Here is a 12,404-nt window from a genome sequence, read left to right as displayed (position 1 = left end):
AAAAGGAATCTCATCCATGGCCACTCCTGCTCCCGCCAAGCGCGGCAAGAAGCCCCGCGCAGCAGCCCCCGCCGCCAGTGCGGCGACCGGTCAGGTACAATCGTTGACCCGTGGCCTGAAACTGTTGGAATACATTTCGGAAGCCCAGGGCAACGTGGCGCTGACCGATCTGGCCCAGCAGGCCGGCCTGCCGAACTCCACCACTCACCGCCTGCTCACCACCATGCAGCAGCAGGGATTCGTGCGCCAGGTCGGCGATCTCGGCCTGTGGACCATCGGCTCGCACGCCTTTGTGGTCGGCAGCAGCTTCCTGCAAAGCCGCAACCTGCTGGCGATGGTGCATCCGACGCTGCGCCGCCTGATGGAGGAGTCCGGCGAAACCGTCAACCTGGCGGTGCTGGATACCAGCGAGTACCAGGCGATCATCATCGATCAGGTGCAGTGCACGGCGCTGATGCGCATGTCGGCGCCGATCGGCGGCAAACTGCCGATGCACGCCTCCGGTGCCGGCAAAGCGTTCCTCGCCACCCTGCCGGACGATCAGGTGACCAAACTGCTGCACAAGAAAGGCATGCACACCTACACGCCGCATACCCTGACGCCGCACAACCTGAAAGAGGGGCTGGCGCAGATCCGCAAACAGGGCTTCTCCTTTGACGACGAAGAGCACGCGCTCGGCCTGCGCTGCGTGGCGGCCTGCATCTTCGACGAGCACCGCGAAGCCTTCGCCGCCATTTCCATCTCCGGCCCGGTGTCGCGCATCACCGACGATCGCGTGATCGAGCTGGGCGCGCTGGTGATCCACGCGGCGAAAGAGATCAGCCTGGCCTACGGCGGCGTGCGCTAATCCTGCCCATCCGAGGGGCGCCCCAGTGCGCCCCTGCTCCCCTGCCATGCTCTGTTGTCAGCATGTAACAGGCTGTCGGCATCCTGTTTAGCGCACAGGAAAAAAGCTTGAAGCCGATCACAGTTAGCGATCCTCACGGCGAAAGCCCATTGCAACCGCTCAAACTTCCTTCGACAATGTTACCGATAACATGTTACCGGTAACAATCAAACTGAACGAAGGTAACGTCACCCGGTGTTTTGGAGCCAAGCCATGACCAACAATCAAAATCGCATTTACGTCGTTATGGGCGTTTCCGGCAGCGGCAAGTCCGCCGTCGCCGCCGCCGCGGCCCGCCAACTCTCTGCCGGCTTCCTCGACGGCGACTTCCTGCACCCGCGCAGCAACATCCTGAAGATGGCCGCCGGGGAAGCGTTGAACGATGACGATCGCGCCCCGTGGCTGGCCGCGCTCAACGACGCCGCCTTCGCCATGCAGCGCACCAACAACGTGTCGATCATCGTCTGTTCGGCGTTGAAAAAGCAGTATCGCGACCGCCTGCGCGCCGGCAACGGCAACCTGTCATTCATCTATCTGCACGGCGAGTTCCCGGTGATCGAATCGCGCCTGGCGGCGCGCAACGGCCACTTCTTCAAGCCGCAGATGCTGGTCACCCAGTTCGCCGCGCTGGAGCAACCGGGCGCCGACGAAAGCGACGTGATGGCGATCGACATCAACCAGCCGCTGGACGCGGTGATCGCCGATACCGTGCGCCATATCCAGAGCTTCCTGCCGCAGGACGTGTGCGCGTGAGTACCGTAACGCTGGTCGGTACCGCAGTCGGCTCGGTTTTACTGCTGTTATTCCTGGTGATGAAAGCGCGCATGCACGCCTTCGTCGCGCTGATGCTGGTGTCCATCGCCGCCGGCATTTTCTCCGGCATGCCGCTGGAACACATCGCCGACACCATGCAAAAAGGCATGGGCGACACGCTGGGCTTCCTGGCGATCGTGGTGGCGCTCGGGGCGATGTTCGGCAAGATCCTGCATGAGGTCGGCGCGCTCGATCAAATTGCGGCGCAATTGCTGAAACGATTCGGACAAAGCAAGGCGCACTACGCGCTCGGCATCGCCGGGCTGATCTGCGCGCTGCCGCTGTTCTTCGACGTGGCGGTGGTGCTGCTGATCGGCATCGTGTTCGCCGTGGCGCGCCGCACCGACGGCAATATCGTCAAGCTGGCGATCCCGCTGTTCGCCGGTGTGGCCGCCGCCGCCTCCTTCCTGCTGCCGGGGCCGGTGCCGATGCTACTGGCGTCGCAGATGAAGGCCGATTTCGGCTGGATGATCGCCATCGGCCTGGTGGCGGCGGTGATCGGCATGCTGATCGCCGGCCCGCTGTACGGCAGCTTTATCAGCCGTTTCGTCAACTGGCCGATGCCGCCGGAAGAGAATGAACCGACGCTGACCAAGGGCAATCTGCCGTCGTTCGGCTTCAGCCTGGCGCTGGTGCTGTGCCCACTGGTGCTGGTCGGCATGAAAACCATCGGCGCGCGGCTGGTCACCCCCGGCTCGCAGCTGCAGCAGTGGCTGGAGTTTATCGGCCACCCGTTCACCGCCATCCTGCTGGCCTGCCTGATCGTGATTTACGGTCTGGCGAAGCCGCGCGGCATGAGCAACGAACAGACGCTGGCCATCTGCTCCGCTGCGGTGCAACCGGCCGGGATCATCCTGCTGATGACCGGCGCCGGCGGGGTGTTCAAGCAGATCCTGGTGGATTCCGGCGTAGGGCCGGCGCTAGGTGACGCCATGATCGGCGCCGGCCTGCCGATCGCCGTGGCCGCCTTTGCGCTCTCCGCCATGGTGCGAGTGATTCAGGGCTCGGCCACCGTCGCCTGCCTGACCACCGTCGGCCTGGTGCTGCCGGTCACCAGCCAGCTCGGATTGAACGGCGGGCAACTGGCCGCGCTGGCCATCTGCATCGCCGGCGGCTCCATCGTGCTGAGCCACGTCAACGACGCCGGCTTCTGGCTGTTCGGCAAATTCACCGGCGCCAACGAACTGCAAACGCTGAAAACCTGGACGGTGATGGAAACCATTCTGGGCAGCGTCGGCGGCACCATCGGCATGATTGCATTCACGATGTTTTAAATCCTAAATCGCCCCCGGCCTTGCACACCAGGGCTGCAAATCACCCCCGGGGGCACCGCCACAGGCAGCGACTATAACAACAGCAATGTGAGGAAGGCATGATTAATCCAACCTTGTCCCGTGTCACACAGCGCATCATCGACCGTTCCCAGGCCAGCCGCGCCGCCTATCTGGCGCGTATCGAGGCGGCCCGCTCCCAAACCGTCCACCGCGCGCAGCTCGCCTGCGGCAACCTGGCCCACGGCTTCGCCGCCTGTCAGCCCGATGACAAGGCGTCGCTGAAAAACATGGTGCGCAGCGATATCGCCATCATCACCGCTTACAATGACATGCTGTCGGCCCACCAGCCGTACGAACACTACCCGCAGCGGCTGAAGCAGGCGCTGAAGGCGGTGGGCGCCGTGGGCCAGGTGGCCGGCGGCGTGCCGGCGATGTGCGACGGGGTGACGCAGGGGCAGGACGGCATGGAACTGTCGCTGATGAGCCGCGACGTGATCGCCATGTCGGCCGCCGTCGGCCTGTCGCACAATATGTTCGACGGCGCGCTGTTCCTCGGCATCTGCGACAAGATCGTGCCGGGGCTGGTGATGGCCGCCCTCTCCTTCGGCCACCTGCCCGCGCTGTTCGTGCCGGCCGGCCCGATGAGCAGCGGCCTGCCGAACAAGGAAAAAGTGCGCGTGCGCCAGCTGTACGCCGAGGGCAAGGCCGACCGCTTGGCGCTGCTGGAGGCCGAGGCGGCCTCTTATCACGGCATCGGCACCTGCACCTTCTACGGCACCGCCAACACCAACCAGATGGTGATGGAGGTGATGGGTCTGCATCTGCCGGGCGCCTCCTTCGTCCATCCGGACACGCCGCTGCGCGACGCGCTGAACGATGCCGCCGCGCGCCAGGTGACCCGACTGACCGATACCGCCGGCAACTACCTGCCGATCGGCCGCCTGGTGGACGAGAAAGTGGTGGTGAACGGCATCGTCTCGCTGCTGGCCACCGGCGGCTCCACCAACCTGACCATGCATCTGGTGGCGATGGCGCGGGCGGCGGGCATCATCATCACCTGGGACGATTTCTCGGAGCTGTCGGAGGCGGTGCCGCTGCTGTGCCGCATCTACCCGAACGGCCCGGCCGACATCAACCAATTCCAGGCCGCCGGCGGCGTGCCGCTGGTGGTGCGCGAACTGCTGCAACACGGCCTGCTGCACGAAGACGTGCACACCGTGGCCGGTTTCGGCCTGCGCCGCTACACCCAGGAACCGTGGCTGGACAACGGCCAATTGATATGGCGCGAAGGCGTGGCCGGCTCGCTCGACGCCAGCGTGATCGCCAGCGTGGCCCAGCCGTTCGAACATCATGGCGGCACCAAAGTGATGGCCGGCAATCTGGGCCGCGCAGTGATGAAAACCTCGGCGGTGCCCGCCGATAACCAGATCATCGAAGCGCCTGCGGTGGTGTTCGACAGCCAGCACGATATTGTGCCGGCGTTCGAAGCCGGCAAGCTGGATCGCGATTGCGTGGTGGTGGTGCGCTTCCAGGGGCCGCAGGCCAACGGCATGCCGGAGCTGCACAAGCTGATGCCGCCGCTGGGCGTGTTGATGGATCGCGGCTTCAAAGTGGCGCTGGTTACCGACGGCCGCCTGTCCGGCGCCTCCGGCAAGGTGCCTTCCGCCATTCACGTCACCCCGGAAGCCTATACCGGCGGCCTGCTGGCGAAAGTGCGCGACGGCGATCCGATCCGCGTCAACGGCCGCAGCGGCGAGCTGCAGGTGCTGGTCGACGCCGACGAGTTGGCGCGGCGCACGCCTTGCCAACCCGATCTGAGCGCCGAACACATCGGCTGCGGCCGCGAGCTGTTCGGCGCGCTGCGCAGCCAGCTGTCAGGCGCCGAGCAGGGCGCCTGCTGCATCAAATTTTAATCGATAGCCTGGCCGCATCGCCGCCTGGCGGCGGCCACAGAGGAGAACGTCAGCATGAACAAGTGGACAACAAGCGCCGAGCAGATCCTGACGGCGGGGCCGGTAGTGCCGGTCATCGTGATCAACAAGCTGGAACATGCGGTGCCGCTGGCGAAAGCGCTGGTCGCCGGCGGCGTGCGGGTGCTGGAGGTGACGCTGCGCACCGCCTGCGCCATGGACGCCATTCGCGCCATCGCCCAAGAGGTGCCGGAAGCGATCATCGGCGCCGGTACGGTGATCAATCCGCAGCAGCTGCGGGAAGTGACCGAGGCCGGCGCTCAATTCGCCATCAGCCCGGGGTTGACCGACGAGCTGCTCAAAGCCGCCACCGCCGGTTCCATTCCCCTTATACCGGGCATCAGCACCGTTTCCGAGCTGATGCAGGGCATGGATTACGGCCTGCGCGAGTTTAAATTCTTCCCGGCGGAAGCCAACGGCGGCGTAAAAGCGCTGCAGGCGATCGGCGGCCCGTTCCCGCAGGTGCGCTTCTGCCCGACCGGCGGCATCTCACCGGACAATTACCGCAGCTATCTGGCGCTGAAAAGCGTGCTGTGCATCGGCGGCTCCTGGCTGGTGCCGGCGGACGCGCTCGAAAGCGGCGACTACGCGCGCATTACCGAACTGGCGCGCGCCGCCGTCGCGGGCGCTCAGGCCTGATTTACATCGCAGCGGTGGCGGCCGGCAGCGCCGCCCCGCAGCGCTGGCTGAACCGCTGCTTCTTGCGATAAGCGAACACGTCTTCCACATGCCCCTCGCGGATGCGCTGCTGCAACCCGCGCCAATACTCCGCGGTAAACAGATCGCTGTGCAACTCTTCAAACACCTGCCGAATGCGCCGATCGCCGCACAGGAAGTGGCGGAACTCTTCCGGGAACACATCGTTGGGCGCGATGCTGTACCACGGCTCGCTGGCCAGCTCGTCCTCCGGATAACGCGGCGGCGGAATGTCGCGGAAGTTGACCTCGGTCATGTAGCAAATCTCGTCGTAGTCGTAGAACACCACACGCCCGTGGCGCGTCACGCCGAAGTTCTTGAACAGCATATCGCCGGGGAAAATATTGGCGGCGGCCAACTGCTTGATCGCATTGCCGTACTCTTCAATCGCATCGCGCATTTGCTGGTCGTTGGCCTGCTCCAGATACAGGTTCAGCGGCGTCATGCGCCGTTCCATATACAGATGTTTGATCACGATGCGATCGCCGAGATCTTCCAGCTTGCCCGGCACTTCACGCCGCAGCTCCGCCAACAGCTCAGGGCTGAGACGCGCCTTGTCGACGACGAAATTTTCGTACTCCTGGGTATCCGCCATGCGCCCGACGCGATCGTGCTCTTTCACCAGCTGATAGCAAGCCATCACCTGCGCCTGCGTCACCTCTTTCTGCGGGGCGAACTCATCCTTGATCACTTTAAACACCCGATCGAAGGACGGCAGGGTGAACACCAGCATCACCATGCCTTTCACGCCCGGCGCGATGATGAACTGTTCCTGTGAGTGCGCCATAAAGGTCAGGTATTCGCGATAGCATTCGGTTTTGCCGTGTTTTTGGCAGCCGATCGCCATGTACAGCTCGGCGGTGGTCTTGCCCGGCAGGATCTCGCGCAGCCACTCCACCATCGCCGCCGGCAGCGGTGCGTAGACCATGAAATAAGAGCGGGCAAAACCGAAGACGATGCTGGCCTCGGCCCTGCCGGTTAGGCAGGCGTCGATAAACAGCGCGCCCGATTCGCTGTGGTGGATCGGCAACAGGAACGGGTAAACGCCGTCGGCCAGGCGCAACTTGCCGACCAGCCAGGCGGCCTTGTTGCGATAGAACAGCTCGTTGGCGATCTGGAAGGTCGCCCCCGTCAGTTGCTGTGGGCTGAAGGCGCGTTGCAGCGCCTGAGTGATGTAGCGAATATCGCGTGTCAGATCCTCCCACGGCAACCGCAGCGGCAGATCGCTCAAGATGCTGCGCAGCATCGCCGGCAGATCGCCATTGGGGGTAAAATCGCGCGCCAGCGGACGCGGAATGTCGCGAAAGCGCCTTTCTGGCTGCGAACTGAAGACGAACAGCTTGTCCGGCGTCAGATCGCGATGCTTGAACAACCGGCAATAGACCGAGTTGAAGAAGCTTTCGGCGATCTCAAAACGCGGGTAGTCCGGCAGCAGGTCGATATAGACCGCTTTGACCCGGCTGGGGAAGTCAGCGTCGAAATATTTCTGCCCGGTGATGCATTTAAGCTGCTCCACCACCAGGCCGACGTGATGGTCGTACAGATGGATGCGCTTTTTCATCGCCTGCTGCACCGCCGGCCAATCCGCCTGCTCAAAGCGCTGCTGCGCGCCGGCGGTCACTTCCAGAAAGCGGCCGTACTGCGCATCGAAGCCCTGCAGGATCGTCTGTGCGATCAACAACTCCAGTTTTGCCGCCATCCTTACCCCCGCCAGAAAAAGAAGCCTGCGCATGCAGGCTCCGGGTGAAACGTCTTCAAGCTTGCCGCATCAGAACTGCTGTTCTTCCGTCGAACCGGTCAGCGCAGTGACCGAAGAGGCGCCGCCCTGAATGATGGTGGTGACCTTGTCGAAGTAACCGGTGCCCACCTCTTGCTGGTGCGACGCGAAGGTGTAACCGCGCTCCACCGCGGCGAACTCCGCCTGCTGCACCTTCTCGACGTAGTGTTTCATCCCTTCGCCCTGCGCATAGGCGTGCGCCAGGTCGAACATGTTGAACCACATGCTGTGGATGCCCGCCAGCGTGATGAACTGATACTTGTAGCCCATGTCCGACAGCGCCTGCTGGAAACGGGCGATGGTCTGGTCGTCGAGGTTCTTCTTCCAGTTGAACGACGGCGAGCAGTTGTAGGCCAGCAGCTTGCCAGGGTATTTGGCGTGGATGGCGTCGGCGAAGCGCTGGGCGGCATCCAGATCCGGCGTTGAGGTTTCGCACCACACCATATCGGCGTAAGGGGCATAAGCCAGACCGCGGCTGATCGCCTGCTCGACGCCGGCATGGGTACGGAAGAAGCCTTCCGCCGTACGCTCGCCGGTGACGAAGGCGCTGTCATACGGATCGCAGTCAGAGGTCAGCAGGTCGGCCGCATCGGCGTCGGTACGGGCGATCACCAGCGTCGGCACGCCGAGCACGTCGGCCGCCAGGCGCGCGGCGACCAGTTTCTGGATCGCTTCTTGCGTCGGCACCAGCACTTTGCCGCCCATATGGCCGCATTTCTTCACCGCCGCCAGCTGATCTTCGAAGTGCACCCCGGCGGCCCCGGCGGTAATCATCGCTTTCATCAGCTCAAAGGCGTTCAATACGCCGCCGAAGCCGGCTTCCGCATCGGCGACAATCGGCAGGAAATAATCGGTGTACCCTTTGCTGCCCGGCTCAATCTGGTTCGCCCATTGGATCTGATCGGCACGGCGGAAGGTGTTGTTGATTCGCTCGACCACCTTCGGCACCGAGTCCACCGGATACAGCGATTGGTCAGGGTACATGGCCGCTGCGCTGTTGGCGTCGGCCGCCACCTGCCAACCGGACAAGTAGATGGCCTCGACGCCGGCTTTGGCCTGCTGCAGCGCCTGGCCGCCGGTCAGCGCGCCCAGGCAGTTCACGTAGCCTTTGCGCGCCTTGCCATTCAGCAACGCCCACAGTTTGGCGGCGCCGTTTTGCGCCAGGGTGCATTCCGGGTTGACCGAACCGCGCAGATTGATCACGTCTTCGGCGCTGTAAGGGCGAGTGATGCCTTCCCAACGGGCCGATTTCCATTCCTGTTCCAGCTGCTGGATCTGTTGAGAGCGAGAGGTAGACATAATTTTTATCCTTTCAGTCATGTAGGGTTGATTGGGAAAGTTCAGGCCAGCAGCTCATAGCCGGGCAACGTCAGGAAATCGATTAATTCATCTTGCGTGGTGATGCGCTCCATCAGGCGCGCCGCCTCTTCGAACCGGCCGGCGTTAAAGCGCGCTTCCCCTACTTCTTCACGCACCACCAACATCTCTTCTTGCAACATCTGGCGGAACAGCGTCTTGGTGACCGGGCGCCCGTCGTTCAGGCTCTTCTCGTGGTGGATCCACTGCCAGATAGACGTACGGGAGATCTCCGCCGTCGCCGCATCTTCCATCAAACCGTAAATCGGCACGCAGCCGTTGCCGGAGATCCAGGCTTCGATGTACTGCACCGCCACGCGGATATTGGCGCGCATCCCCGCTTCGGTGCGTTCGCCGTCGCACGGCTCCAGCAGTTGCGCGGCGCTGATCGGCGCATCCTGCTCACGCAGCACGTCCAGCTGGTTCTGGCGATCGCCCAATGCGTTGCCGAACACCTCCATCACCGTGTCCGCCAAGCCCGGGTGCGCCACCCAGGTGCCGTCGTGGCCATTGTTGGCTTCCAGCTCTTTGTCCGCCCGCACCTTGTTCAGCACCCAGGCATTTTTCTCGGCGTCTTTGCTCGGGATAAACGCCGCCATGCCGCCCATGGCGAACGCGCCGCGCTTATGACAGGTTTTGATCAACAGGCGCGAATAGGCGCTGAGGAAAGGTTTTTCCATGGTCACCGACTGACGATCCGGCAGCACGCGATCGCCGTGGTTCTTCAGCGTTTTGATGTAGCTGAAGATGTAATCCCAGCGGCCGCAGTTCAGACCGACGATGTGATCGCGCAGGTGATACAGGATCTCGTCCATCTGGAACACCGCCGGCAGAGTTTCGATCAGCACGGTCGCCTTGATGGTGCCGCGCGGCAGATCGAAACGATCCTCGGTAAAGCTGAAGACATCGCTCCACCAGGCCGCTTCCTCCCAGGACTGGGTTTTCGGCAGGTAGAAATACGGGCCGCTGCCCTTGGCCAACAGCTGGCGATAGTTGTGGTAGAAGTACAGCGCGAAATCGAACAGGCCGCCGGGGATGGCTTCATCACGCCACAGTACGTGCTTCTCCGGCAGGTGCAAGCCGCGCACGCGAGCGATCAACACCGCCGGATTCGGTTTCAGCTGGTAGATCTTGCCAGCTTCATTGGTGTAGGAGATGGTGCCGTTAACCGCATCGTGCAGGTTGATTTGACCGTCGATGACTTTGTCCCAGCTTGGCGCCAGCGAGTCTTCGAAGTCCGCCATAAACACTTTTACGTTGGCGTTTAGCGCATTGATCACCATCTTGCGCTCGACCGGCCCGGTGATCTCTACCCGGCGATCGCGCAGGTCTTGCGGAATGCCGCGGATCTGCCAATTGCCTTCACGAATGGAATTGGTTTCCGAAATAAACCCAGGCAATTCGCCGCGATCGATATTTTGTTGCCAGCGGGCACGCGCCGCCAACAGCTCATTGCGACGCGGCGTGAATTTCCCCACCAGTTCCGCCAGAAATTCAACCGCTTCATCCGTTAACACCTGGCGCTCCGCAGCGGCGAAACCCTGTGTAAACCTTAACTCCGTGCCTGCTATCTGTTGCGTCATGACCTTGCTCCTTCCCATCGTTGCGCCCGCGCGACCGGCGCATTTTCATCAGAAATCACTGTGGATCAGGGCGGATGAAACGATCCTAAACTGGTCAGATCTCATCCCGATAGCGTTAAGAATACCCAACAAAAAATAAAAATCAAAAACCATTTCCATTTTATTATTAAATATTTTATTAACACTTTATTATCAATTAGTTAGGATAAATAACACGGTCAACAGGTAAGGAAATCGGTTCCAATAGAATTGCAAAGACGGACTAACGCGTTGTTAGGCAATGGTTTTTTGGGAGAATTGACGGGTAAAAAGAGGAGCGTGCAGAGGATGAGCAGTGCGGCGGCCTCGATTCAGCCGCCGGCAGGCAGAAAAGATCAGTCGAGAGTCGGATTCATATGGCGCAGATCGTAAGGCGTGATCTGGTAGACGTAATAGTTGAGCCAATTGGAAAACAGCAAGTGGCCATGGCTGCGCCAGGTGGCTTTCGGTGTCAGTGCGGGGTTGTCATCGGGGAAGTAGTTGAGCGGTACGGCAGGATCGAGGCCAGCTTCGTTGTCGCGACAATACTCTCCCGCCAGCGTCATTGTATCGTATTCCGGATGGCCGGTGACGAACGCCAGACGCTTATCCCTGCTGGCGAACAGGTAGGCGCCGGCCTGCTCGGATTCGGCCAGGATGTCCAGGTCGGTATATTGGCGAATCACCTCGGTCGGGAAATCGGCATAGCGTGAATGCGGCGCCAGAAAGCTTTCGTCGAAGCCGCGCGTCAGCAACGCATGCTGCTGCAGCGTTTGGTGCGGATAAACCCCGGAGAGCTTCACTTCGCGCGTCATCTTGGGAATGCCGTACAGAATATTCAACGCCGCCTGTACCGCCCAGCACACGAACAGCGTGGAGGTAACGTGATGCTTGGCCCAGTCGATCACCCGTTCGATCTGCGGCCAGTAGGCAACGTCGCAGAAATCAACCAGCCCCAGCGGCGCGCCGGTGACGATCAGGCCATCGAAGTTCTCGTTCTGAATATCCTCGAAGTCGCAGTAGAAGTTGTTCAGATGCTCCGCCGGCGTATTCTTCGACTCGCGGCTGTCGATGCGCAGCAACTGGATATCAATCTGCAGCGGCGAGTTGGAAAGCAGGCGCAGAAACTGGTTTTCCGTTTCGATCTTCTTTGGCATCAGGTTGAGGATCAGCACTTTCAGCGGCCTGATTTCCTGTGTTTTTGCCCGCGAGGATGTCATCACGAAGACATTCTCACCGCGCAAGAAATTGACCGCAGGTAACTCATCAGGAACACGAATCGGCATTGCTTAACCCTCACACATCCATTTATACGTTTAGACTTCTAGATGCCCGAAGATAGCGTTTTTTTCCGTCGATGTCGAGCGTTCAGCGGAAAGGTGAAAATGTTTCATTGAGCGAACTGCGTCAGGATCTTGGCAGGGAGGATGAGAGGCACGGAAAGCAAAAAGGCCATCCTTTCGGATGGCCTCTTGGCTTATTTGATGCTTGGCAGTGTCCTACAGTATTCGTCTCATCCTGAGACTCTCCCCTGCGGGGCCGCCGCAAGCGGCGTTAAGGCCCGTTCCCGACGGGCCTTTCGCATGCCCATGCTCGAGCAGAACGCCAGATAACAGACAAAACAAAAAGCCCCATGCTTTCGCATGAGGCTTGTTGTTTTATTTGATGCTTGGCAGTGTCCTACTCTCGCATGGGGAGACCCCACACTACCATCGGCGCTACGGCGTTTCACTTCTGAGTTCGGCATGGGGTCAGGTGGGACCACCGCGCTATTGCCGCCAAGCAAATTCTTTTTTCTGCCGAACTTCTAAACCCACTTTAAATAAAGTGGTGCTGATACCCAGAGTCGAACTGGGGACCTCACCCTTACCAAGGGTGCGCTCTACCAACTGAGCCATATCAGCACGCTTAATTTGATGCCTGGCAGTGTCCTACTCTCGCATGGGGAGACCCCACACTACCATCGGCGCTACGGCGTTTCACTTCTGAGTTCGGCATGGGGTCAGGTGGGACCACCGCGCTATTGCCGCC

At 61.3% G+C, this 12,404-nt stretch carries 9 protein-coding genes, 1 tRNA gene and 2 rRNA genes; 5 read left to right on the top strand and 7 right to left on the bottom strand.

What is annotated here, in order from left to right:
* The first annotated feature begins 16 nt into the window (after positions 1 to 16).
* The 5 genes from iclR to ACJ8PE_RS09530 all read left to right on the top strand — a co-directional run bounded on the left by iclR (position 17) and on the right by ACJ8PE_RS09530 (position 5,582).
* Positions 17 to 847 carry a glyoxylate bypass operon transcriptional repressor IclR gene (gene iclR / locus ACJ8PE_RS09550; protein WP_004936648.1) on the top strand — a complete coding sequence of 277 codons (831 nt, stop codon included), beginning with the start codon at positions 17 to 19 and terminating at the stop codon, positions 845 to 847.
* Positions 848 to 1,099: 252 nt separating this feature from the next.
* Complete coding sequence (gene gntK, locus ACJ8PE_RS09545; RefSeq protein ID WP_033636235.1) at positions 1,100 to 1,639, top strand: gluconokinase; 540 nt, start codon at positions 1,100 to 1,102, stop codon at positions 1,637 to 1,639.
* Complete coding sequence (gene gntU / locus ACJ8PE_RS09540; RefSeq protein WP_122016779.1) at positions 1,636 to 2,973, top strand: gluconate transporter; 1,338 nt, start codon at positions 1,636 to 1,638, stop codon at positions 2,971 to 2,973. The genes gntK and gntU overlap by 4 nt, the downstream gene beginning before the upstream one ends.
* Before the next feature lie 98 nt (positions 2,974 to 3,071).
* On the top strand, positions 3,072 to 4,886 hold the full coding sequence (gene edd, locus ACJ8PE_RS09535) for a phosphogluconate dehydratase (protein ID WP_033644379.1): 1,815 nt from the start codon (positions 3,072 to 3,074) through the stop codon (positions 4,884 to 4,886).
* Between the two features lie 54 nt (positions 4,887 to 4,940).
* Positions 4,941 to 5,582, top strand: a complete 642-nt coding sequence (locus ACJ8PE_RS09530) for a bifunctional 4-hydroxy-2-oxoglutarate aldolase/2-dehydro-3-deoxy-phosphogluconate aldolase (RefSeq protein WP_025304481.1) — start codon at positions 4,941 to 4,943, stop codon at positions 5,580 to 5,582.
* A gap of 1 nt (position 5,583) precedes the next feature.
* Here the strand turns inward: ACJ8PE_RS09530 and aceK are convergent, their stop codons facing one another.
* From aceK to rrf (ACJ8PE_RS09495), 7 genes are all read right to left on the bottom strand, one after another.
* Positions 5,584 to 7,338, bottom strand: coding sequence for a bifunctional isocitrate dehydrogenase kinase/phosphatase (gene aceK, locus ACJ8PE_RS09525; protein ID WP_197793828.1), 1,755 nt, complete (start codon positions 7,336 to 7,338; stop codon positions 5,584 to 5,586).
* A gap of 69 nt (positions 7,339 to 7,407) precedes the next feature.
* Positions 7,408 to 8,715 (bottom strand): isocitrate lyase, encoded by a 1,308-nt coding sequence (aceA, locus tag ACJ8PE_RS09520; protein ID WP_033639246.1) that lies wholly within the window; start codon positions 8,713 to 8,715, stop codon positions 7,408 to 7,410.
* Between the two features lie 41 nt (positions 8,716 to 8,756).
* Positions 8,757 to 10,355: a malate synthase A gene (gene aceB / locus ACJ8PE_RS09515; protein ID WP_197793829.1), complete on the bottom strand. Its 1,599-nt coding sequence runs from the start codon at positions 10,353 to 10,355 to the stop codon at positions 8,757 to 8,759.
* Positions 10,356 to 10,729: 374 nt separating this feature from the next.
* Positions 10,730 to 11,659, bottom strand: a complete 930-nt coding sequence (gene metA, locus ACJ8PE_RS09510; protein ID WP_033651194.1) for a homoserine O-acetyltransferase MetA — start codon at positions 11,657 to 11,659, stop codon at positions 10,730 to 10,732.
* Between the two features lie 381 nt (positions 11,660 to 12,040).
* Positions 12,041 to 12,156: ribosomal RNA gene (gene rrf / locus ACJ8PE_RS09505) — 5S ribosomal RNA — on the bottom strand.
* A gap of 45 nt (positions 12,157 to 12,201) precedes the next feature.
* Positions 12,202 to 12,277 (bottom strand) — tRNA-Thr (locus ACJ8PE_RS09500).
* A 14-nt stretch (positions 12,278 to 12,291) separates the two neighbouring features.
* Positions 12,292 to 12,404 (bottom strand): 5S ribosomal RNA (gene rrf, locus ACJ8PE_RS09495); the annotation flags it as partial.

This window comes from Serratia sp. CY74737 (assembly GCF_052166775.1).
Lineage (GTDB): Bacteria > Pseudomonadota > Gammaproteobacteria > Enterobacterales > Enterobacteriaceae > Serratia > Serratia ureilytica.
The sequence above is the reverse complement of the archived record's forward strand: the minus strand, read 5'-3'. Positions and strand labels throughout refer to the sequence as shown.